This is a genomic window from Psychrobacillus sp. NPDC093200 (assembly GCF_050280345.1).
Lineage (GTDB): Bacteria > Bacillota > Bacilli > Bacillales_A > Planococcaceae > Psychrobacillus > Psychrobacillus faecigallinarum.
In genome coordinates, this window is sequence record NZ_JBNNVC010000005.1 from 165,993 (window position 1) to 190,027 (window position 24,035).

25 protein-coding genes are annotated in these 24,035 nt (G+C 36.8%); 2 read left to right on the forward strand and 23 right to left on the reverse strand.

Translation table 11 applies throughout. The annotated features are described in order from the left end of the window. Positions 1–81 precede the first annotated feature (81 nt). The 17 genes from rlmH to rpsF form a co-directional block, all read right to left on the reverse strand. Entirely contained in the window at positions 82–561 is a 480-nt protein-coding gene (gene rlmH, locus ACQKNZ_RS17635) for a 23S rRNA (pseudouridine(1915)-N(3))-methyltransferase RlmH (protein ID WP_427660941.1), read from the reverse strand. A gap of 69 nt (positions 562–630) precedes the next feature. Further along, entirely contained in the window at positions 631–816 is a 186-nt protein-coding gene (locus ACQKNZ_RS17640) for a CxxH/CxxC protein (protein ID WP_427660943.1), read from the reverse strand. 167 nt (positions 817–983) lie between these two features. Further along, on the reverse strand, positions 984–2,204 hold the full coding sequence (locus ACQKNZ_RS17645; RefSeq protein WP_154311991.1) for a S1C family serine protease: 1,221 nt from the start codon (positions 2,202–2,204) through the stop codon (positions 984–986). Positions 2,205–2,659: 455 nt separating this feature from the next. Next, positions 2,660–3,448 (reverse strand): MBL fold metallo-hydrolase, encoded by a 789-nt coding sequence (locus tag ACQKNZ_RS17650; protein WP_154311990.1) that lies wholly within the window; start codon positions 3,446–3,448, stop codon positions 2,660–2,662. A 12-nt stretch (positions 3,449–3,460) separates the two neighbouring features. Then, positions 3,461–4,267: a two-component system regulatory protein YycI gene (locus tag ACQKNZ_RS17655; RefSeq protein ID WP_144540247.1), complete on the reverse strand. Its 807-nt coding sequence runs from the start codon at positions 4,265–4,267 to the stop codon at positions 3,461–3,463. After that, a complete protein-coding gene (locus ACQKNZ_RS17660) occupies positions 4,254–5,606 on the reverse strand; it encodes a YycH family regulatory protein (RefSeq protein WP_186318237.1) in 1,353 nt (450 codons plus the stop codon). Before ACQKNZ_RS17660 ends, ACQKNZ_RS17655 begins: the two co-directional genes overlap by 14 nt. Further along, positions 5,603–7,420 carry a cell wall metabolism sensor histidine kinase WalK gene (gene walK, locus ACQKNZ_RS17665; RefSeq protein ID WP_144540251.1) on the reverse strand — a complete coding sequence of 606 codons (1,818 nt, stop codon included), beginning with the start codon at positions 7,418–7,420 and terminating at the stop codon, positions 5,603–5,605. Before walK ends, ACQKNZ_RS17660 begins: the two co-directional genes overlap by 4 nt. Before the next feature lie 4 nt (positions 7,421–7,424). Next, the gene (gene yycF, locus ACQKNZ_RS17670) at positions 7,425–8,129 is read right to left on the reverse strand and encodes a response regulator YycF (protein ID WP_144540253.1); all 705 of its coding nucleotides are present in this window, start codon (positions 8,127–8,129) and stop codon (positions 7,425–7,427) included. 406 nt (positions 8,130–8,535) lie between these two features. Beyond that, entirely contained in the window at positions 8,536–10,011 is a 1,476-nt protein-coding gene (locus tag ACQKNZ_RS17675) for a M23 family metallopeptidase (RefSeq protein ID WP_154311989.1), read from the reverse strand. Positions 10,012–10,356: 345 nt separating this feature from the next. Then, a complete protein-coding gene (locus ACQKNZ_RS17680) occupies positions 10,357–11,643 on the reverse strand; it encodes an adenylosuccinate synthase (protein WP_154311988.1) in 1,287 nt (428 codons plus the stop codon). 138 nt (positions 11,644–11,781) lie between these two features. Continuing rightward, the gene (gene dnaB / locus ACQKNZ_RS17685; RefSeq protein WP_144540259.1) at positions 11,782–13,137 is read right to left on the reverse strand and encodes a replicative DNA helicase; all 1,356 of its coding nucleotides are present in this window, start codon (positions 13,135–13,137) and stop codon (positions 11,782–11,784) included. Between the two features lie 12 nt (positions 13,138–13,149). Then, a complete protein-coding gene (gene rplI, locus ACQKNZ_RS17690; RefSeq protein ID WP_154311987.1) occupies positions 13,150–13,599 on the reverse strand; it encodes a 50S ribosomal protein L9 in 450 nt (149 codons plus the stop codon). Then, entirely contained in the window at positions 13,596–15,572 is a 1,977-nt protein-coding gene (locus tag ACQKNZ_RS17695; RefSeq protein WP_427660949.1) for a DHH family phosphoesterase, read from the reverse strand. The genes rplI and ACQKNZ_RS17695 overlap by 4 nt, the downstream gene beginning before the upstream one ends. A gap of 12 nt (positions 15,573–15,584) precedes the next feature. Continuing rightward, a complete protein-coding gene (locus ACQKNZ_RS17700; RefSeq protein ID WP_427660951.1) occupies positions 15,585–16,526 on the reverse strand; it encodes a YybS family protein in 942 nt (313 codons plus the stop codon). Between the two features lie 344 nt (positions 16,527–16,870). Continuing rightward, positions 16,871–17,107, reverse strand: coding sequence for a 30S ribosomal protein S18 (rpsR, locus tag ACQKNZ_RS17705; RefSeq protein ID WP_142540806.1), 237 nt, complete (start codon positions 17,105–17,107; stop codon positions 16,871–16,873). A gap of 46 nt (positions 17,108–17,153) precedes the next feature. Then, positions 17,154–17,654 carry a single-stranded DNA-binding protein gene (ssb, locus tag ACQKNZ_RS17710; RefSeq protein WP_144540265.1) on the reverse strand — a complete coding sequence of 167 codons (501 nt, stop codon included), beginning with the start codon at positions 17,652–17,654 and terminating at the stop codon, positions 17,154–17,156. A 41-nt stretch (positions 17,655–17,695) separates the two neighbouring features. Then, complete coding sequence (gene rpsF, locus ACQKNZ_RS17715) at positions 17,696–17,986, reverse strand: 30S ribosomal protein S6 (protein WP_144540267.1); 291 nt, start codon at positions 17,984–17,986, stop codon at positions 17,696–17,698. Between the two features lie 168 nt (positions 17,987–18,154). On the opposite strand from rpsF, the gene ACQKNZ_RS17720 reads away from it, so the two are divergent. Beyond that, positions 18,155–18,712 carry a DUF3267 domain-containing protein gene (locus tag ACQKNZ_RS17720; RefSeq protein WP_340845136.1) on the forward strand — a complete coding sequence of 186 codons (558 nt, stop codon included), beginning with the start codon at positions 18,155–18,157 and terminating at the stop codon, positions 18,710–18,712. Positions 18,713–18,766: 54 nt separating this feature from the next. Here ACQKNZ_RS17720 and ychF read toward each other — a convergent pair whose 3' ends face one another. The 3 genes from ychF to ACQKNZ_RS17735 all read right to left on the reverse strand — a co-directional run bounded on the left by ychF (position 18,767) and on the right by ACQKNZ_RS17735 (position 21,017). Next, entirely contained in the window at positions 18,767–19,867 is a 1,101-nt protein-coding gene (gene ychF / locus ACQKNZ_RS17725; protein WP_154311984.1) for a redox-regulated ATPase YchF, read from the reverse strand. 85 nt (positions 19,868–19,952) lie between these two features. After that, on the reverse strand, positions 19,953–20,153 hold the full coding sequence (locus tag ACQKNZ_RS17730; RefSeq protein WP_144540271.1) for a DUF951 domain-containing protein: 201 nt from the start codon (positions 20,151–20,153) through the stop codon (positions 19,953–19,955). 9 nt (positions 20,154–20,162) lie between these two features. Beyond that, entirely contained in the window at positions 20,163–21,017 is an 855-nt protein-coding gene (locus tag ACQKNZ_RS17735; RefSeq protein ID WP_427660955.1) for a mechanosensitive ion channel family protein, read from the reverse strand. Between the two features lie 77 nt (positions 21,018–21,094). Here ACQKNZ_RS17735 and yyaC point away from each other — a divergent pair, with 77 nt between their 5' ends. Next, entirely contained in the window at positions 21,095–21,688 is a 594-nt protein-coding gene (gene yyaC / locus ACQKNZ_RS17740) for a spore protease YyaC (protein ID WP_154311983.1), read from the forward strand. Here yyaC and ACQKNZ_RS17745 read toward each other — a convergent pair. From ACQKNZ_RS17745 to ACQKNZ_RS17755, 3 genes are all read right to left on the reverse strand, one after another. Next, on the reverse strand, positions 21,650–22,348 hold the full coding sequence (locus ACQKNZ_RS17745; protein WP_144540277.1) for a DUF554 domain-containing protein: 699 nt from the start codon (positions 22,346–22,348) through the stop codon (positions 21,650–21,652). The genes yyaC and ACQKNZ_RS17745 overlap by 39 nt on opposite strands. A gap of 65 nt (positions 22,349–22,413) precedes the next feature. Next, complete coding sequence (locus tag ACQKNZ_RS17750) at positions 22,414–23,256, reverse strand: ParB/RepB/Spo0J family partition protein (protein ID WP_144540279.1); 843 nt, start codon at positions 23,254–23,256, stop codon at positions 22,414–22,416. Further along, a complete protein-coding gene (locus ACQKNZ_RS17755; RefSeq protein WP_144540333.1) occupies positions 23,249–24,010 on the reverse strand; it encodes a ParA family protein in 762 nt (253 codons plus the stop codon). The genes ACQKNZ_RS17750 and ACQKNZ_RS17755 overlap by 8 nt, the downstream gene beginning before the upstream one ends. Between the last annotated feature and the right edge of the window lie 25 nt (positions 24,011–24,035).

Genomic DNA, 24,035 nt, shown 5'->3' on the forward strand with positions numbered 1-24,035 from the left:
GAAATAAGCGGAACTTGTCCATCTATTCATTATTCACCTAGATTGGTCACTTAACCTGATCTCCCTACCAATAAAACCAAGCTATTTGTGGTACGGTTCACCCTTCATTATCCTAAAAGCTCGATAAATCTGCTCCACCAATACAAGCTTCATGAGCTGGTGTGGCAGGGTCATTTTGGAGAAGGAGAGCTTTTCGTCACTGCGCTTCATTACTTCCTCATGCAAACCTAGTGATCCACCTATTACAAAGGCGATTTTGCTTTTTCCATAGGTCATCAATGACTCGATATCTGCAGCTAGCTGCTCGGAGGATTTCATTTTTCCTTCGATTGCTAGGGCTATCACGTATGTGTCTGCTCCGATTTTTGCTAGGATACGGTCTCCTTCTTTTTTCTTAACGATTTCCATATCTGCATCGCTTAGGTTTTCAGGGGCTTTCTCATCTGCTACTTCTATTAACTCCATTTTAGCGTAGCTTCCAAGTCTTTTTGTATACTCTTCTATCCCCATTTTCAAATATTTTTCTTTTAATTTTCCTACAGATATAATTTGTATATTCACAGGTTATCCACCTTTACATTTCATTTACAAACAAGTTATTAACATGACTTATACACATATCCACAATAGTTATCTACATCTTGTGTCATCATTTTCATGAGCCACAAGATATATTGCAGAAATGTTACAATAGGTACAACTTGTGGATAACATTTCTTCCTCGTTTAATTTCTCCATCATTGGAAATGTTTTTTCCTCTGCTACAAACATGTCTAAAGCGTGATTTATATGGGTTTCGCAACTGAATATTCTCACTATTTATCTCCTCTTCTCATTTAAATTATTCAACATAGTTATACACAATTCATCTATTGTTATCCACAATCTATTTTAACAAAGAAAAAACGAGTAGGAAAGACAAGCTTTTCTTTCACTACTCGTTGTGTAAAACTTTTGTTAATAAATTTTAGTTATCCACATCTTTATAAGTCATTGGAATCTTTTAATGTTAAAGTTAATTCTACTATTTCACCTTGTCTATAAACCTTAACCTTTAAATTATCTCCAATTTCTGTTTCGTTGTATAAATGCTTTCTCAAGTCAATCGAATTCTCGACTTTCTCCCCATCCATCTCTACGATAACATCATATGTTTTCATCCCCGCATTAGCAGCTGGAGTTCCTTCATACACTTCGTCTACTACAACTCCAGTAGTTACTTCTGCTGGCAATTTTAAAGTATCGCGTTGATGGAATGCTGGAACATTTGTTAAATCCATTAATGTAATACCCATAGACGGTCTTATAACTTTTCCATTTCTCTCTAAGTCCTCAATGATTGGTAAAGCTGAGTTCACCGGAATTGCTAAGCCGATTCCTTCTATGGTCGATTCGGAGATTTTCATAGAGTTAATTCCTATCAGCTGGCCAGCTAAGTTGATTAATGCTCCTCCACTGTTTCCGGGATTTATCGCAGCATCTGTTTGTAAAACTTCTGCTTGCCAGTCTTCAACACCATCTTCATTAATATCTACCGGTATTGCACGGTCAGTACCAGAAACTACTCCAGTTGTAACTGATCCATAGAAGTCTAAACCAAGGGGATTACCTATAGCAATAACAGTCTCTCCTTGTTTCAACGTATCTGAATCTCCAAATTCAAGTACTGTTTCAATACCTTTATCGTCTATTTCTAGAACTGCAAGATCTGTCCACATATCGCTACCTACTAGCTTAGCTTCAGCCTTAACTCCATCCTTTAAAGTTACCTCCAAAGCTTCGGCTCCCGCTATTACATGGTGATTAGTTACAATATATGCTTTTCCGCCTTCTTTTTTATAGATAACTCCTGATCCAGTACCTGCCTCCTGTTCGGAGGAATTTTGACTCCAAAAATTTCTTGCCGATTGGATATTGGAGATACCGACAACTGCATCCGAGGCTTTTTCGACGGCTCCTGTTACATCCGTCGTTATATCAACACTTAGTTGTTCTGTTTTAGCTGCCTTATTTGTTGCCGTTTCACTTTCTGTTTGTGCTGGTAAATTGTTTACGACGGAAGGGGTTATAAACCAAACAAGAAGTGCTCCGACTAATACACCTGCCAAACCACTGAAGAAATATCCTGCAACCCCTTTTTTCTTTGCTTTATTTCTTACTTTTGGTGGTTCTTGTTCAGGACCATATGAATTATAGTAACCCATTTGCACTCTCCCTTTCATTAAACAATATGTTTGTGTTTTTAATTTACCCATTAAACATTAAAATTAAATGAAAATTAACTAAAAGTTATATAAAAAACACAAATAGCAATAGCAAATAGAGAATGGTTTGTTAATAAACCTTAAAGAGGGTGGCGGACGTTGCGGAGATGAGCATAAACCTTGCAGAGATGACTCCAAGCCTTGCGCAAAAGGAGTACAATGTTGCAGAGATGATGCAGAACCTTGCAGTGAGCCCAGAAATTTGCGAGACGAACCCAAACTATGACGTCTGATTTTACTAAAAGGAGAGAATTGCTCTAGTTTACACAAATAAAACACGAACATTGGTCACTTTGGTTGATAGATCCGGCAGTCGGCGATGACTTATACTTACCAAATCGGAACGCTACCATATAAAAAAGCTCCAAAAGCTTATAGGCTCTTGGAACTTGTAGTTATACTAAAACTAATTCAGTTGGCTGATTGGCATCTGTATCATGTAAGTGAACGAACTCACCGGCAATAATACCGCAGGATTGCAAGGTTTGGGTCACACTCATTCTTGCCAGATCCTTCATGTTGTTGTCTTTACTTAAGTGAGATAGGTACACATTAGTTGGTTTAATATCAATTACCTCACTCATAGCAACTGCAGCATCCTCATTAGAAACGTGACCCACGTCACTTAAAATTCGGCGTTTGACTGACCATGGATAACGGCCCATCTGTAGCATACTGACATCATGATTGCTTTCAAAGACAAAAGCATCTGCTCCTTTAATATGTCCCTTCATGCGATCACTCACATACCCTGTATCGGTTATTAAAACAAGCTTTCGCCCATTTTCATGGAATATATAAAACATTGGATCTGCAGCATCATGGGAAACGGCAAAGGATTGGATATCCATGGAGCCAAATGACTTCACGGTTTCCATATCAAATTGAAAACGCTGCTCTAATGGCACTTTTCCAACAAGTGAATCCATTGCTCCCCATGTTTTTTCATTGGCATAAATCGGCACGCCATATTTTCTGGCAACTACTCCGAGTCCCTTAATATGGTCGCTATGCTCATGGGTGATGAAAATTCCAGAAAGATTTTTTATATCTCTTCCGATTCCTCTAAAGAGCTCATCCATTTTCTTACCGCTTAGCCCTACATCTACTAAAAATGAATGTTGCTCATTTTCCACATAGATTGCATTTCCGCTGCTTCCACTAGCTAGTACACTAAACTTCATCATCAAAACTCCTTATTTTACTGCTGATGAATCTTCTTCTGTTGGTATTTCAATAATTCTTCCTTCTACCGCATTTACAAAATGCTCATCAATTTTTCCATCCTCACGCTCAACTAGTATTCGCCACGTTGGTGCAAATACTTGCGTATCAGCTTGTTGTACCAATGTAGAATACCCTAAGCTAATATCAGTTACTGTTGAGTTTGCAACTAACAAGCCTTTGGAATATAAATTGGACATTGCTTGAATGGTAGGTAAAAGGTTTTTGGACTCACTATAATCTTCCAGATTATCTAACATGGTTTGTTCATATCTTACAAGCTCATTTTCCTCATTCCAATAGACTACCAATCTTGCCTTTTGATTATAATACACAAGACGGTCGTTTACCTTTTGAAAAAAAGTAGCATTTCGATTTTCCTCATCTATTTTCCATAATCCATATGATGAACCCTTTATTATATTGTCTTGCACAAGTTTTTCAAGCTTGTTCTCCTCGGTAATTGGAAGTGGTTCAATAAACGTACCGACAATTTGGGATTCCGGCTTAAACTCAATCGTTTGATTTTCTAGTTCTTCTATTTCCTGTGATTCAAATTTATGCACACTACCAGAAACATAATAGGCATCTTCCACCATAACACTAGAAGCTTTGGAAACATTAATATTGTCTATTGCCAAACGTTCCTCTACAGTTGTTGAGCTTAAAACTTCTATGTTCTGACCCTCAGTATATCGGTTCAAATATAATGTAAACAAAAAGACGTTTAATATGGAAAACACTATGATAAAAATAGTCTTTGTTTTACTCCAATCCAAAGGTACCACCTCCTAAATCTTCTGGAGATAGTCTTATCCATACACCATTCACTAAGTAATACCAGGATGGCACAAGTGTAAACAAAGGCTGGTCTGCGTCCCTAGAGAGATAATAACCTTGTACCATTTCTTCTATCATAGAAACTTGTTGATTTGGAACTAAGCTTAATAACTCATATGCTTCTCGTCCCGAAAGCAACTCTATATCTTTAGAGGAGAACGGCTGATCATTTAATGTAAAATACGGTCTATTATATCGATATACTCGATTACTTCCCCAAGATTGCATAATTTCTGTGGACATAATATGACTGAAAACAGGTAATCCCTCAAAATAAAGCTGAAAATTTACTTGATTGGATTCCTTATTCATCCTACTAAAACGAAAATCATCTGTCCAGCCGTCATGCTCATTCACAAAACTCAAGCTATTATATAGAAGCTCTGACGACTTACCGAGGAATTGACCTTCTGCAGAAGGAAGTACATAATTTAATCGCATTGACATAGGGTCTACCGTCATTAAAGCATTATCATCCGTATACTGTTCGCCAGATCCTACTGGATTACTTCGGCGTACGACCAGACTTGGTATGTTAAAAAGGGCATCCTTAAATCTATTAATATCAATATCTTCTATCAGATAAGAATACTGAACAATCTTTTCTGGATTACCAGTAGTAAATATAGAATATTTACCACCTCTAGCTATTTCAGTGTACACCTGCATAGCATTTGCGGTTTTAATCATATGTTCAGAAAAACTATTGATATCTTCCTTTGACACATCTGCTGAGTAAATTTTGTTTTGAGTAGTACTGATAAAGTATAGGGTTAAGCCCTGACTTGAATTCTTTTCACCCTCCGTACCTTCAGCGTCGGAAGAGTTCCAGTCTATAACTAAACGGTTGAAGGAGGTATTAGGAAAAATAGGATCGACAAATTTTAAAATGGAACCATATGACTCAATAGGGACATCCGCTTGAAAGAATAAGGTACTTGCATATGGTTGATTTATTAACTCGTTCACCTGCTGAACATTGGTATTGTTACTAAAGAGCTTAACCGTTCCAATTTCCCAGTTTTTCATAGAATTAATAACGCTATTGATATCTACGAGAGAATTAGAGCCTTTCAGATTATCAGGCTGACTGATTAGTAGACGATATGGTCTTACTACCTCTTCCATTTTCTTTTTCTCTGCAATTGAAATATCAACTACTGGAGTATCTGTTTCTGGATAGTTAGGTGAATAAGTCCAAATTGTAAAGGTAAGTGTAAGACTTAGCAGGATGAGTATGAGTAAAATAATCGATTTTACTGGTTCTATATACTTCAATCCCACTCACCTTCCTCGTCTAATAGTATCTCTAATGTAAAGAATATAGTCGTCCCATGGCCCTCTTCACTTTCGGCCCAAATCTTTCCGCCATGGGCTTCTATCATTTCCCGGGCAATTGCGAGACCAAGGCCTGTCCCTCCCATAGAGCGTGCTCGTGCTCGGTCTACCCGATAAAATCGATCAAAAATTCGATTTACATTTTCTGATGGTATACCCATGCCATCATCTGAAACCATAACTTGTAGTAAATCATTTTTAACTATAATACCAAATCGAATATTTCCTCCGTCAGGGGAGTATTTTAGGGCATTAGAAATAATATTATCAATTACTTGAGTCAGTTTATCTGTGTCGATATCTACGTAGTAAGGAACTTCCGGCAGCATACGTTGAAATGTAACGTTCTGAGATTTAGACAGCTCAAATCGATCAATAATCCTATTAAAAAACTTGTTAAAGTTAACAATTTCTTTGTTAAGATCATAGTCCCGACTATCCATCTTAGATAATTGAAGTAAGTCATTCACCAAACGAATCATTCTCTGTGTCTCTGTTTGAGTGACCTTCAAAAACGATGGTGCTATCTCGTCATCCTTCCATGCTCCATCTGCTAGAGCCTCCAAATAACTGCTCATAGTAGTTAAAGGGGTTCGAAGCTCGTGTGATACATTTGCTACAAACTCTCTTCTTTCCATATCTATCTTTTCTTGCTCTGTATTATCATGTAAAACGGCTATCAAACCGTTCACAAACCCAGTCTCCTTTTGGATAACTGAAAAATTAGCACGGAGTATAAATGGACGGTCCTGTGTACTAAAATCTAAATTCATCGATTCCTTAGAATGGATTAAATCCTCAAAGGAGTGAACGCTATCAATGCCAAGCACCGAAATAATGGGTCTATTCAAAACCATCTCTCTTGGTATGCGTAATAGCCTTACTGCAGGATCATTTATCAAAATGACTCTTCCTTTTCGATCGGTAGCTATTACCCCATCTGTCATGTTTGTTAGAACAGAGGCAAGCTTTCTACGTTCTGCCTCTGTAGTCGACTGGGCTTCCTGTAGCCTATTGGTTAAATGATTAAAAGCATGCGCTAATTGACCAATTTCATCATTTCCGTAAACTCTTACCTTTCGAGAGAAATTACCCTTTGACATCGCTTGGGCTTGTTTTCTCATCTCAGATATAGGTCTTGTAATCGTTTGTGCTATTAAAATCCCTAGTACTATCGTAATCACGAGTGCCACCGCGGTACCTACTGCTAGGATTTGATTGATTTCGTTCATTTGACTAAATACATTTTCAATATTCGATTCAATATAAACAGTTCCAACCACTGAACCATTATGAATTATCGGTGTAACTAATATCCAAATACGTTTGTTGGAATCTAGGACGATACTATCAAACGTATCCTCCGCACTAATGGATTTATGAACTAGCTCGTCCATGGACTTTTGACCAACTATCGATTGATTGTTTGAATCTGAGGTGGCTCTTATTTGATATTTAGCATCAATAATCCGAACCTCTTTTAGGTCATCCGAATTAAGACCAGACAGGATAGAACGTAAACTTTGTTCTAGTGTTTGGTCTTCTTCTGCCCGTATTTTAATAATTTCCTCGCGCGCACTAAATTCTAATATCCCTACTCGATCTTTAACGGATTCTTCAAAGTTCTCTTTAAGTCTCTCCTCTAACTCTTTAACAAAATATAAGCCGATGATTTGCATAGCAATAATGATTAATAATACATAAATCATCACTACTTTAACATGAACTGATTTAAAGTAACCAACCTTATGCATCGTTTTACTCCTGTTCAGGGCTTCTTAAATAGTAACCAACACCTCGTCTAGTCACAATCCAATTTGGGTGACTAGGATTATCTTCGATTTTTTCGCGTAGCCGTCTGATTGTAACGTCGACTGTACGAACATCTCCAAAATAGTCATATCCCCACACTGTCTGTAATAAATGCTCTCTTGTCATTACTTGTCCTATATGCTTGGAAAGATAATGTAAGAGTTCAAATTCACGATGAGTCAATTCAATTGTTTCATCTCGTTTCAATACCAAATAAGCATCCGGTTGAATAGTTAGAGGACCAATAGTAATATCATTAGTCACTACTTCATTATCTTCTTGAATGGTTTGATGTCTTCTCATATTAGCTTTTACTCGGGCTATTAACTCCCTTGTGCTAAATGGCTTTGTCACATAATCATCCGCCCCTAGCTCTAACCCTAATACCTTATCTATCTCTGAATCTTTCGCAGTTAGCATAATAATAGGAAAGCTAAAGCGTTTGCGAATTTCTCTACAAACTTCCATTCCATCCCTATTAGGTAACATTATGTCTAAAAGCATAAGATCAGGTTGAATCTCGTCTACTTTTTTCAAAGCCTCGTCCCCATCATACGCACAGAAAACCTGATAGCCTTCTTTTTTTAAATTAAATTGAAGTATGTCTGCAATTGGTTTTTCATCATCTACTACTAAAATCTTCTTACTCACTTGTTAAACCCCTTTCGCCCTTTTCTGCTATATTTTAATCAAATACATTATTTTAAACAATTAATATATCATTACTCTATCATTCTTTTTCTCTCCATGCATCCTTAAAGAAAAGATCCTAGGAAGGATGTAGTATATGAGAAGTCGAGCTTTGTCGAAATATTTCCCAGGAAATTTTTATGAAATAAATTTCCTTCTAACTACCGTCTAGCAAAGCCAGATAGAGAAATGTAAGTGTCTATGTGCCTTTCCTAAGAAGTAAAGAGGAAATGTGAAGGATTGCCTCCCAGCGCCCAATGTTATTCCTCATTTTACTTGGATGGCAAGGTGCACAAATCTAGCACCTAATTAGAAGGATATCATATATAAAAAGACAGCCGGCTAGCGACTGTCTCTAACTTATTATTTAGTTTAACATAGATAATGGATCAATCGTTACTCCATTCTTCTCCACTTCAAAGTGCAAGTGAGTTCCAGTAGAGCGTCCTGTACTTCCCATTACGCCAAGTTTTGAACCTTGTGGCAACACATCTCCAACGCTCACGCTAATAGAGGAAAGATGTGCATAGGTTGTTTTGTAGCCATTTTGATGATTAATAATTACACGATTTCCGTACGTTCCATCCCAGCCAGCTGCTTCCACAATTCCGTTATCAGCAGCCTTTATGTTAAATCCATTAGGACGAGCAATGTCTATACCTTCATGCTTTCGACCCCAACGATATCCCATTTTGCTAGAAATGTATCCCCCTTCGGCTGGCCACGCAAATTCTCCTGACCCTCGAGAAGGGATAACCTTTGTACCTTTAAGTACGATACTGTCTTTTGGTTGTTCGAGTACAGTTTCTTCCGTAACGGACTGGTCAACTTGTACACCGTTTTCCTCACGAACCAAATAAGTAGCTAATCTTTTCCCATCGGAACCCTCTTGCTTTACCTTTGTATCGCCTTTATACATTTCATCTGTTTCTTTGACTTGTTTTGTATGAGGAATTACTTCCTCTACTTTTTTCTCATAAACTACTTCTATATTTATAAGTGGCTTTAATACTGTGACATTAATCTCTTGACCAATCTGTAATACACTTGAATCTGTAAGTTCAGGGTTAATAGCTAAAAGTTCTGCTGAGGTTAAATTGTGTTTATTAGCGATAGTACCTAACACATCACCAGATTGAACTTTATACGATTCCTGTTCTAGTGTGCCTTCTAAAAGCAACTTCACAGCTTCATCAGCAGAAACAATCTTTTCTGGTGCTACATTAGCAGTTACACCTGAGACTTCCTGTTTTAAAATTATATCTGCGATTCGTGTTTCATTTACTTGTAATTCGGGTAAATTTTCACTAACACTTTTTTTAGCTTCCAGTATAGCTAACTCTTCTTCCGTGATAAACTGCAGCTTTAATTTTTTTATCGCTTCATGGTAGGCTTCAATGTCTTTGACGTAGACCGCCATCTCGTCATTGACTGACAAAGCAAATGCTGTTGCTTCTACTTTAACTATCTCGTTGAGTTTTTGAAGTGTTGTTTCGTCATCCGTCGAGGGAGTAAATACTTGTTCGGCTACTACCTTCAAGTTAGATCCTGCTTTTAAAGGAAGAGCGCCATACTGTGAGCTACTCTCTTGAACTTTTTGTTCCAATAAATTTTCCATTTCTTTTTTATCGGAAAGTGCTCCTATGTACTGACCTTCTGAGTATATATGATAAATTTCTTTTAGTGCTTTGTCGTTTCCTTCATTGGCAAATGCCATATTAAAGGTTAGTGATGATGTTAGTAAAACCGTTATAGTAGCTTTTTTAACCACATTTGATTTTCTGTTTGAAAGAACAGCAAGTGATTTATTCTTCTGCTCCTCATTCTTTCTATTCCAAAACATGATAAAGCTCCTTCCAAACTATTTAAAAACCTTAATTCCATTTTTACACTATTTTAATTTAACATATTTGAAATAGGGAAGTGTAGCAATATTTAATCTTGTAAAGAAATTGTATTTTAACACCCATTATTTTCTATTTTTTCTTTTATATTGGTAATATTAATCTTTTTACTAGTTTCTTTTTCTAATATTCTTTACTTTTTCTCCATTAATTTCTTTCTCATACATAATACTACTGGAATCTTTGTTATATTTGTCACATTAATAGATTTATAAATAAAAATTCTTACAAAAATCAACAAAAAAACCGTCAAAATTTTCTTTTTGACGGTTTTTTTTAGAATTTTATTTCCAAACACTAGAAATAATATTCGTTTGTGTGCGATCTGGTCCTACAGAGAAGATAGAAATAGGAACTCCTGTCAACTGAGAAATGCGTTCTAAGTAATGTCTTGCTGTTTCTGGAAGTTCATCAAGCGTCTTACATTTTGTAATATCCTCATTCCAGCCTGGCATTTCCTCATAGACTGGCTCGCATTCCGAAAGAATTCGTAAATTTGCTGGATATTCCGTAATAAGCTCATCCTTAAATTTATAGGCAGTGCAGATTTTCACGGTTTCTAATCCGGTTAGTACATCAATTGAATTTACCGTTAAATCCGTTAAACCACTTACCCTTTGAGCATGGCGGATTACAACTGTGTCAAACCAACCGATACGGCGTGGTCTTCCTGTTGTCGTTCCATATTCTTTTCCTACTTCTCTTATTTGGTTGCCCACTGCATCAAAAAGCTCTGTGGGGAACGGTCCATCTCCTACACGAGATGTATAAGCTTTACAAACTCCTACCACATGAGAAATTTTTGTTGGCCCCACACCTGCTCCAATTGTTACTCCACCAGCAACAGGATTAGAAGAAGTAACAAAAGGATAAGTTCCTTGATCAATATCAAGCATGACTCCTTGTGCTCCTTCAAAAAGTACTCGTCTGCCTTCATCGAGTGCATCATTCAATACTTTGGAAGTGTCGGTTACATACTTTTCAATCTCTTGTCCATAGCTATAAAACTCTTCTAATATTTCTTCTACAGTAAAGCCTTTTGTTTCATAGAATTTCTCAAACATTCTATTTTTTTCTTCTAAGTTACGTTCTAGCTTTTCTTTAAACACTTCATAGTCCAGAAGGTCTGCTATACGAATCCCTACTCTGGCAGCTTTGTCCATGTATGCAGGGCCAATACCTTTACCAGTTGTGCCTATTTTGTTAGCACCTCTACGTGCTTCCTCTACTTCATCTTGTTTTATATGATAAGGAAGAATCACATGGGCACGATTAGAAATACGTAAATTTTCAGTAGTTACTCCTCGATCATGCAACCCTTTTAATTCTTTTACCAACGCTCGTGGATCGACTACCATTCCATTCCCGATCACCGAGATTTTATCCTTATAAAAAATACCGGAAGGAATTAAATGTAACTTATAAGTCTCTCCTCCGAAAATAATTGTATGACCTGCATTATTTCCACCTTGGTAACGTGCGATTACTTCTGAGTGTTCCGATAAAAAGTCAGTAATTTTGCCTTTTCCTTCGTCTCCCCATTGGGTTCCTACTACAACTACTGATGGCATTGCCAACACCTCCGTCAGACATCTTGTCCTGTTTAAAAATCAGTGTTATTGTACCAATCATCTTTACCATAGTCAACCAATTTAACGAAAAAACACGAACGAATTGATAATTTAATTATCAATTCGTTCGTGTTTGCTTTATGCTGGTGGAGCTTGGTGTTGGCTCCAATCAATATTAACAAATTTATTGAATTCCTTCACGAATGCTAAAGTGACGGTTCCAGTTGGACCATTACGTTGTTTAGCAATTATAATCTCAATCATGTTCTGGTTCTCTGTTTCCTTATCGTAATAATCCTCACGATATAAGAAAGAAACGATATCCGCATCTTGCTCAATCGATCCAGATTCACGTAAATCGGACATCATTGGTCTCTTATCTTGTCGTTGCTCTACACCACGGGACAGCTGAGACAAGGCAATAACAGGAACCTTTAGCTCACGGGCAAGACCCTTTAAGGAACGAGAGATTTCAGAAACCTCTTGTTGACGATTCGCCTGGCTTCCGCCACTTCCTTGAATAAGCTGCAAATAATCAATTAAAATCATTCCCAAACCTGATTCCTGCTTCAGTCGTCTACACTTTGCTCTTATTTCATTTACTCTTATACCAGGTGTATCATCTATATAGATCCCAGCATTTGATAGACTACCCATCGCCATCGTAAGTTTGCGCCAATCCTCTGTAGTAAGGGCCCCTGTTCTAAGCACCTGAGCATCAATATTACCCTCTGCACAAAGCATACGCATTACAAGCTGTTCAGCACCCATCTCCAAACTAAAGATTGCAACGTTCTCGTCAGTTTTCGTAGCCACGTTTTGGGCTACATTCAACGCGAAAGCTGTTTTCCCTACAGAAGGACGTGCCGCTACAATGATAAGATCATTACGTTGAAATCCTGCTGTAATACGATCTAAATCACGGAAACCAGTAGGAATACCAGTTACGTCACCTTTTCTAGTATGCAGTTTTTCAATATTGTCATAGGTTTCTACCAATACATCTTTAATATGTTTAAAGTCACCAGCATTCTTTCGATTGGCAACCTCCATCATTTTTCTTTCTGCTTCGGATAAAAGCGCTTCTACCTCGTCTTCTCGCGTAAACCCATCTTCTACTATGGTCGTAGCCACTCGTATAAGACGGCGAAGAATTGACTTTTCCTCCACAATTTTTGCATAGTGGCCTATATTAGCGGCAGTAGGAACAGCATTTGCTATTTCACTGATGTAGGAAATGCCTCCTACATCTTCAAGTTCCTTCTTAGAAGATAATTCTTCTGTGACAGTTACTACATCAATTGCTTTCCCTTGATCACTCAGGCGAAGCATCGTTTGGAATATTTTTTGATGAGCTACCCGATAAAAATCTTCTGGCATAACGATCTCTGCTGCAGTTATTAAAGCTTGTGGTTCTAAAAATATTGCTCCAAGGACCGATTGTTCAGCTTCTTGATTATGTGGGGGGACACGGTCCAATAATGGATCGCTCATAAAATTCTCTCCTTACGCTTCTTCAGATACATGCACCTTTAATGTTGCTACTACCTCGTGGTGTAACTTAACAGGTACATTTGTGTATCCTAAAGCACGAATTGCATCATCTAATTCCATTTTACGTTTATCTATTTTAATCCCATGAACTTTATCTAATTGTGCAGCAACTTGTTTAGTAGTAACAGAACCAAATAGTCTGCCATCGTTACCTGATTTTGCTTTTAGTTCAACTGTTAGCTGTTCTAACTTTTCTTTTAATTTTTTTGCTTCGGCTAATTCTTCTGCTGCTTCTTTTTCAGACTTCTTCTTTTGTCCCTCCAAAGCGCTAATTGCAGCTGTATTTGCTTCCACAGCAAGTTTATTTTTGATCAAAAAATTGTGTGCATAACCATCTGCTACATCCTTAATCTCGCCTTTTTTACCTTTACCTTTAACATCTTTTAAAAATACTACTTTCATTCTGCGTTTCCTCCTTCGATTGTTTCCATTATAGCTAGTTTTAATTGATTAATAGCCTCTGGAACTGTTATATCTGTTAGTTGGGTAGCGGCATTAGTTAGATGCCCTCCACCATTTAATTTTTCCATCACTATTTGAACATTTACTTCACCAAGTGACCTTGCACTTATTGCTACGGAAGAATCACTTCTACGACCCAATACAAAGGAAGCTGATACGTTATTCATTGCTAAAAGTATATCTGCAGTCTGGGCAAGCAGCACTTGACTATAGTTAGTATCTTCATCCCCATGTGCTATAGCAATTCCTTCTCTAAAGAATTCAACGTTCTGCACAATTTTGGAGCGTTCAATATACGTGTCTAAATCCTCTTTTAAGAGGCGTTGGACCAAAATAGTATCTGCTCCATGAGTTCTAAGATAAGAGGCCGCCTCAAACGTTCTAGCCCCTGTACGAAGCGTGAAACTTTTCGTATCAACAATTATACCTGCTAGCATAGATGTAGCCTCTAGCATAGTGATTTTTTCGTTTTTCGGTTGGTATTCGATTAGCTCAGTGACCAACTCTGACGTAGATGATGCATATGGCTCCATATAGACAAGCATGGTATTCGTTATAAACTCTTCTCCACGACGATGATGATCGATTACTACAACTTTTTCAGCTTTTTGAAGTAATTTTTCATCAATAACCATACTTGGTTTATGGGTATCTACTACAACTAATAAAGTCTTTTCAGTCATTTTATTGATAGCCTCTTCAGGGCTGATAAAACGTTTATATAAATCAGGCTTTTCTTTAATTTCGTCCATTAGACGAAGTACACTTTTATCCAACTCGTTAAAATCAATCACAACGTAGCCATCTATCTTGTTCATCTCAACCATCTTTCTTACACCTACGGCTGAGCCAATCGCATCCATATCCGGGAACTTATGACCCATTACGAGTACCTGATCGCTGTCCTGTATCAAATCTCTCATTGCATGTGAGATCACCCTTGCTCTAACACGTGTACGTTTCTCTACTGGATTAGTTTTGCCTCCATAGAACTTCACTTTTCCATTAGGGTGCTTAATAGCAACCTGGTCACCTCCACGGCCAAGCACTAAATCTAGACTCGATTGTGCAAGCTCTCCTAATTCTACAAGAGAGGTAGATCCTGCACCCACCCCAACGCTAAGAGTTAAAGAGAATCCAAACTTAGAGGTAGTTTCCCTGATATCATCCAAAATGGAGAATTTGCTTTTTTCCACTTCCAACAAAATGGATTCATTGAAAACTGCTAAAAAACGATCAGACGATATTCTTTTAACGTATATGCCATGTTTAGCTCCCCAATTATTTACAGTAGAAGTAACAATACTGTTTAATTGGCCTCTTGTTTGATCGTCCATGCCTTGCGATATCTCATCATAATTATCGATAAATAATACACCAATCACAGTTCGATCTCCATAGTAAAGTGATTCCATTTCAACTTGCTCAGTGATATCAAAGAAATATAGAAGCTTTTCCTCTGCCTTGTAAAATACCTTATAGTCATGTTCATCTAAAGAAATGACCATTTCCTTTGAATCATCCTGCCTGAGGAGCTGCTGAAAGTCAGAAGATATGGAAAGTAACTCCTCCCCTATAATCGTATCAAATGGTAACTTTTGAGTCATATAGGGATTTGCCCATTCAATTATATGCTGATCATTTATCAAAATAATTCCTATTGGCATTTCAAGCAATGCCTCTTCCCCTACCTTTTTCATACGGTAGGAAAGAGTCTCTATATGCCTTTCTGTCTCTTCATAAACACGCTTTTCAATTATCCAAGCGTATATAAACACTCCCACAACCAAGAGAGCAAATAGTAATCCAACTAAAAGGTTGTTAGACAGAAGCAAATAAGATGCAACTCCACTGAGAAGCATAAACAATATTAGTGGATATCGTATTGGTCGTTTTCTAAAAAAAGACGCCACTGGATCAGCTCCTTATTTCTTAAATCTGTCTTTTAAATATGCTCGCAAATTAAATCCTAAATCTAAAACACCTAGGATTATTACAAATGAATTTAGTGGAATTGCTAAAAAAGTGGCTAAAATAGCACTCCACTTTGGCCAACCCTGTACATGAAAATAATACTGAATAATCGATATCCCTTGTAACAACAGTAATGCTCTTAAAAGAAAGGTCGCATTTATGATTAGCATATAGCTAAAGGTCCCTACTTCAAATGTAGTGACTAAGGAGATGATTGCTACAACTAAATAATACCACAACACTGCTTTTGGTAATTTAAAATACATATATTTAGGAAATTTTGGAACTGGTACTTTTAACTTCTTTAGGATGGGTAAAAGAATAGATACATAAACAAATGCCTGTAAAAACGCCATTAAAATAAAGAGCGTTGGCAACATTGCTTCGAATGCTATTATAATTTGTTTAACCATCTCATCGTAGTTCTTTGGTTTTTGGCCAGCAGTCTCCAGTATTTTTCCCGCTTGCTCGTAGTATATTTTAGTACCCTCTAAAAATTGCTCTATCAGGTTCATATTTAAAACTAAAATAGAAATTATGTATTGCACAGCAGTCATGAGTAGTACGAATATTCCTGCAGCCATTAGCATGTATAGCTTGGACTGCTTTTTTCGTAAAGAATCTCCTATTATAAAACCAACTGGCCCTACAACTAATCCAAGTGTTAAACCTACTATACCTCCAATAATAAAAGATATAAATATTGCTACTACCATAACAAGTAGCGATTCTTTTCTTTCAAATTTTGCACTATACCAAGCTAATGGTAAGGGTGCTATTAAGGATGTGATAATTGTTAGAATCGGAACATACACAGACATTGCTATGAGAATAGCAAATAGTGCAATCATTAAAGATCCAAACGTTAAATAGCTTGACTGATTCTTTTGCATGATCGACCTTCCTTTATTATAATCATCTATCCATTGTAACAGATTTTCAAGTACAACTAAAATTACATGATATGAAAAGCCTATGTGACCCCATACAAAGATAGTTTCTTATACCACATACATATTCTCTTATAGTTTATGAATCACGTATGGTTGCTTTCCTTAAGCCATCACCCATTGTTTAATCTGTTTCGCTAAAGGTGTCTGAAGGTATTAAAACCAGTAACAATACATTAATAGGGTATAGACAATAAATTACTAAATCCAAAAGGTTAAATGATAGTTCCTATCCTTTAAAAAAGAGAACAAAAAAAGACCGGTTTCCCGGTCTTCGTTTTATATACTTATCTCTCTTCAGAAGAGAATGGAAGTAAAGCCATGATACGAGATACTTTGATAGCTCGTGTTAACTTACGTTGGTACTTCGCGCTAGTTCCTGTCACACGACGTGGAAGAATTTTCCCACGTTCTGACACGAATTTTTTCAACAAATCTACATCTTTATAATCGATGTGTGTGATGTTGTTAGCAGTGAAGTAACAAACTTTACGGCGTCTTTTGCCTCCGCGACGTGGTGCCATAATAGGTTGCCTCCTTTTCGATTAAAGTAAAACGTGCAATAAGATTTTAGAATGGTAGGTCGTCATCAGATACTTCAATCGGACCACTACTATTTCCAAATGGGTCTTCATCTACACGTGTATAGTTTTGCTGATTCATTGGTTGGTTTTGCTGATATGTCGGATAAGAGTTCTGTTGTTGTCCGCCGCCATATGATTGTCCACCTTGGCCACGATCACCAGAGCTACCGCGTGGTTCTAAGAACTGAACGCTGTCTGCGACAACGTCTGTCGTATAAACACGTTTCCCATCTTGTCCTTCATAACTACCCGTTTGAATACGCCCTTCTACACCTGCCAAGCTTCCTTTTTTCAAGAAATTGGCTGTGTTTTCCGCTTGTTTTCTCCAAACGACACAGTTGATAAAATCAGCTTCTCTTTCGCCTTGTTGGTTAGAGAATGTACGATTTACAGCAAGCGTAAATCTGGCCATTGCAACACCACTTGGCGTATATCGAAGTTCCGGATCTTTTGTTAGTCTTCCAACTAATACGACACGGTTAATCATCAGTTAATAACCTCCCTCGTTCAGCATGATAGTCGATTTTCTTATTTATCGTCGATACGAACAGCAATGTGACGGATAATGTCTTCATTGATGTTAGCTAAACGAATGTATTCATCGATTGCTCTAGAATCAGCGTTTACTTTAACGATTTGGTAGAAACCTTCACGTAAGTCATTGATTTCGTAAGCTAAGCGGCGTTTACCCCACTCTTTAGCTTCGATGATCTCAGCACCATTTGAAGTTAAGATTTCATTGAAACGCTCAACTAAAGCCTTCTTTGCATCTTCTTCGATTGCTGGTTGGATAATGTACATTAATTCGTACTTTCTCATCTATTTACACCTCCCTATGGTCTTTGGTCGAACTGTCACCAGCCGACAAGGAGCAAGTAATGATATTACTCACATCAACTTATTGTACCACAAGCTGTTATTTTTTTCAAGGAGAGATTGTTCTTATTTTATTTATTAATGTATATTTGTATAAAAGGGGGAATTGTATTGGAGAAAAAAGATTCTATTCTAACAATAATAGAGATTGATATTAAAAAGGTAGCTTGGCAAAGTTTATGGATGACCATAGTCTTTTCCTTATTAGGCTTAATAATATATATTTTAGTTTATAAAGAATTTGAGATTAATTTTAGTCTCTTAGGAATCTTCTTATTCCTTATAGGATATCTCCTGTTAATTGTGTTACATGAAGCATTCCATTTAATCGGGTTTTGGGCCTTTGGAAAGGTACCCTGGAACAAGATGGATTATGGTGTCAATCTTAAATTAGGGGTTGCCTATGCAACTACCTCTATTCCCATTCCTAATAAATCGATGAAAAAAGCTCTCTTACTTCCCTTTTGGACAACTGGAATTATCCCTATGTTATTTGGTTATGGTATTGAATCTCCCCTCCTTGTGCTTTTAGGTGCATGGTTAGTAGCCGGTGCTGCTGGCGACTTTGCTATGTATAGAGAATTGAGAAAGTATCCTAATGACATTCTTATTAAAGATGACCCAGCTCTACCAGTCCTATACGTCATAGAAGAAAACCGGTCCGCATAAGCAGACCGGTTTTTACTTTATAATTTAGTTACTATTAAGCTTATACAATACAACTTAAACGTTGAAACGGAATAACATTACGTCCCCATCTTGTACAATATACTCTTTACCCTCTAAACGAACCTTCCCTGCTTCTTTAGCAGCGGACATTGAACCAGCAGCAACCAAATCATCGTATGCAACTGTTTCTGCACGAATGAAGCCTTTTTCAAAGTCAGAGTGAATGACTCCAGCACATTGTGGTGCCTTCATACCCTTACGGAATGTCCAAGCACGTACCTCTTGGACTCCTGCTGTAAAGTAAGTAGCCAGTCCAAGCAAAGAATAAGAAGCTTTTATAAGCTGATCTAAACCAGACTCTTGAATACCTAGCTCTTCTAAGAACATTTGTTTCTCATCGTCCTCTAAAGCTGCCATCTCTTCCTCAATTTTCGCACATACTACGATAACTTGAGCTCCCTCTTCTGCTGCAAATGCACGTACTTTTTGTACATACTCATTATCTTCTGATTCCATAATGTCATCCTCAGATACATTTGCTACATAAAGCATTGGTTTTATCGTTAATAAGTGAAGGCCTTTTACAACTCGCAACTCATCCTCTGAAAAATCTACTGAGCGACCAGACTTACCTTCTTCAAATGCTTCTTTTAAACGAGTTAAAATTGGCTCTTCAACCATTGCTTCTTTATCTTTTTGTTTCGCCATCTTAGCTACTCGAGATAAGCGTTTATCCACACTTTCTAAATCCGCTAAGATTAATTCCAAATTAATAACCTCTATGTCAGAGATTGGATCTACTTTGCCCGCAACATGCGTAATATTGTCGTCTTGAAAACAACGAACAACTTGACAAATTGCATCTACTTCACGGATATGTGCTAAAAACTTGTTTCCAAGTCCTTCTCCTTTACTAGCACCTGCTACAATACCTGCAATATCTGTAAATTCAAATGCAGTCGGTACTGTTTTCTTTGGAACTACTAACTCTGTTAATTTATCTAAACGAGCATCTGGTACTTCAACGATTCCCACATTTGGATCAATTGTCGCAAACGGATAATTTGCAGCTAAAGCCCCTGCTTTTGTTATTGCATTAAATAATGTAGATTTCCCTACATTTGGTAAACCGACAATCCCTGCTGTTAATGCCATATATGTCACAACCCTTCAATTTTCTTACTAACCGGATTCCTTTTAACCTGTCTATTATAGTTATTTTAAAGGTAAAAGTCTATCTTTACTCTGCTTCTGCTTTAACTAGCACCTTTTTCATTTTCTTTTCAAACTCTACACGCGGAATCATAACGCTATGCTGGCATCCTTCACATTTTATACGAATGTCTGCACCTAATCGAATGACCTTCCAGCGATTAGTTCCACATGGATGTTGTTTCTTCATCTCCACAATGTCATTTAATTGAAATTGTTTTCTCTCCATTAACCTCACCTACTCATCATTTTTTGCATTACGTACGACAATTGGATATGGAATATCTACACCAGATTGCTCTAAGAATTCCTTAAGGTCTCTTCTAATTTTTCTTGCAATGTCATCCTGCATTATTGGGATGGTCTCTACACCAATTCTAAGAACTAAATCATCTGATGATATTTCCTGCACCCCTAATATCTCTGGAACTTTCACAAGCTCCTCATACTTAGTATTTAAACTATCCAAGAAACCCCTCAACATTTTCTCTACTGCCTGAATATCTGATTCATAAGATACCTTTATATCAATCAGAACAATGGTATTGAAAACGGAATAGTTAACTACGTTAGATATTGTCCCATTCGGTATGATGAAAAGCTCCCCAATTGGGCTTTTGACTTTAGTTGTCCTTAAACCTATTTCTTCTACCTTACCTCTGGAGGTTCCGATTTGTACCTCATCCCCTACAGCAAACTGATCCTCAAATACAATGAAAAAACCAGTAATAACATCCTTTACTAAGCTTTGTGCCCCAAATCCTATCGCTAAGCCTATCACTCCCGCTCCTGCAATTAACCCAGCTACTTGAATACCAAAGGATGATAAAACAGCTATTATTACTGTGAAATATACAGCGTAAGTTAAAATATTTTCTAATAATCTTATTAATGTATTCTGTCTTCTCTCTGAATATCGTAAAGGACTTCTTTGTCTTACTGTTAATACTCTATTAATAATAGTTTTACCAACTCTAATAACTACTGCAGCAAGAATTAGGATGAAAATTATTTCTATACATGTTTTTCCAAGTTCTATCCAATTTTTCTCATCTAGTATGTATGCTTCTACTCGTTGATACATTGCAGTCATTGTAATCTTCACCTCATTGAATAAATATTTTCTTCAAGGCATATACTAATTTAAAAAAAGAAAGCGAGTTTATATATATGACTTCTCAACTCAACTCGATCCCTCAAGTCTCCACTATCTATTATAAAGAAACTGGCGTTATTTGGCGATTAAGCAATTACTTTTTAGAATATATTCCTTTTGATCATACAAATCTTGTTTTTTGTTGTATTGGTACAGATCGCTCTACTGGAGATGCCTTGGGGCCAATGACCGGCTCTTTTTTAACTCAGCTCGTTTCTTTTCCTTTTGAAATTGTAGGGACATTGGATAATCCCCTTCATGCATTGAATTTAGAGGAAACTACCAATACCCTTTATGACTCACCGGATAAGCCTTTTATCGTTGCAATTGATGCCTGCTTAGGAAATGCGAATAACATCGGTGAAATAATTATCCACCCCGGACCTCTTTATCCAGGTAAAGCTGTAAAAAAAGACTTACCTCCCATTGGAGAAATTTCTATTAAAGCAATTGTTAACATAGGTGGTTTCATGGAATATAATGTATTGCAAAGCACACGCCTAAACCTTACTTTTGAGATGGGAAAAGTAATTTCTCGTTCCCTCCTCCTTGCTTGGCATAGATATAATTTAAAAAATAATAGCAACTACAATACCAACAAAAACTAAACAAGGCAATAGATTTGCGACTCTAATTTTAGTCAGTCCTAATAAATTCGTCCCAATTCCTATAATCATAATTCCACCAGCAGCTGTCATTTCCTGAAGAAACATTTCAAGTGCAGCTTCTGGTACTAATCTTGTTATTTGAGTAGCTAACAACGCGATTGCTCCTTGATATACTACAACGGGAATTGATGACAGTATAACTCCTATTCCTAAAGTTGCAGAAAGAATAACTGCGGTAAAACCATCTATGATTCCTTTACTTACTAACAAATCATGATCATTTTGCAGACCACTATTTAAGGCGCCTAAAACTCCCATAGCTCCGATAACAAAGATTAAAGTACTTGTAACAAATCCTTGGGCAATACTTCCATCCTGTTTTTTAGAACCAAATTTTAGTTCTATCATTTGGCCGAGCCTGTTAATCCACTTATCTATGTCAATCCATTCTCCAACTACTGCTCCAAGGACGATACAGATAATGATAATGACGAAGTTACTACTTTCCAATCCCATTTGAACACCCATTACTATAACAACTATACCAATAGCATACATAACGGTTTGTTTCATATTTTCTGGAATTCCCTTTAAAAGTCGACCAATTAGTGAACCAATTATAATTAGTAATGCATTGATCAATGCCCCGAATAATACCATTACTTATCCTCTTTTCATCCTAAAAATATAACCTATCTCCAGGTTGCCCCAGAAATAGGTCATTTTTAATCCTCAAGCAGTTTCAAAATTCTTTCTAAATCATCTTTAGAGTAAAATTCAATTTCTATTTTACCCTTTTCTTTTTCTTCATTCTTCGTAATCTTTACTGCTGTTCCAAAAAACTCTCTTAGTTCAGATTCCTTTTCCAAAGTAAAAATATCCTTTTCTACCTTTTTTGTTTCACGTGGAACATTTTCATTTAATCTTTGGACTAACGCTTCTAATTGCCTTACATTGAGATTCTCTTTAATAGTCTTTTGCATAATTAAAGGTATATTTTTTTTCTTTTTTAAACCTAATAATGCTTTACCATGTCCCATGGAAAGCTTACCTTCGGAAACCGCATTTCTAACTATTTCAGGTAAAGAAAGTAAACGAATATGATTTGCGATGTGCGGTCTACTTTTCCCTAGTCTAAAGGCTAATTGTTCTTGGGTTAATCCTAGGTTTTCCATTAGATTTTGATAAGCCTCTGCTTCTTCTATCGGAGTCAAATCTTCTCTTTGTAGGTTTTCTAGAATCGCAAGCTCCATCATTTGTTGATCGTTAAAGTCTCTAATAACAGCCGGAATTTCTTCTAAATGAACTTTTTTTGAGGCTCTAAATCTACGCTCACCAACCACTATCTCAAACTTAGAACCCTTTTTTCTAACTATAATAGGTTGCAGGACACCATGTTCTTTAATAGATTCAGATAACTCTATTAATGCTTCATCATCAAATATTTTTCTAGGTTGATATGGGTTCGGTCTAATATCAGCTATAGTGATCTGCTCTACCTTTTCTTCTGGTTTAGTATCTTCTCCGGGAAAAAGAGCATTAATTCCCTTTCCTAGCCCTTTAGCCATGACGAATCACTTCCTTCGCAAGTTCTAAATACACTTCTGCCCCTCTTGACTTTGGATCATAAATAATAATTGGCTCCCCATGACTTGGCGCTTCACTTAAACGAACATTTCTTGGAATAATAGATTTATAAACTTTATCTTGAAAATATTTTTTAACTTCTTCAATAACTTGTATACCTAAATTAGTTCTTGCATCAAACATTGTTAATAATACTCCATCAATTGCTAGAGTTTTGTTTAAATGTTTTTGAACCAATCTAATGGTGCTTAATAACTGACTTAATCCTTCTAATGCGTAAAATTCACACTGTACTGGAATAATAATAGCATCAGCAGCAGTAAGCGAATTAATTGTTAATAGACCAAGTGAAGGAGGACAATCTATAATAATAAAATCATAGTCAGCTTGTACTTCCTGAAGCGCTTTTTTTAATCGTACTTCTCTGGAAATGGTAGATACTAGTTCTATTTCTGCACCAGCTAAAGAAATGGTAGCAGGAACTATATGTAAATTCTCTACTTTCGTTTCTAAAATAGTATCTTTCACACTTACATCATCTATTAACACATCATAAATACATTGATTTACATCGCCTTTATTAACTCCAACTCCACTAGAAGCATTTCCTTGAGGATCAATGTCCACCAACAAAACCTTCTTGCCCAAGTATGCAAGGCAGGCACTGAGGTTCACTGATGTAGTAGTCTTACCTACACCACCTTTTTGGTTGGCTATTGCAATAATTCTTCCCACTCTTGCACCTACTTTCATAAAAATA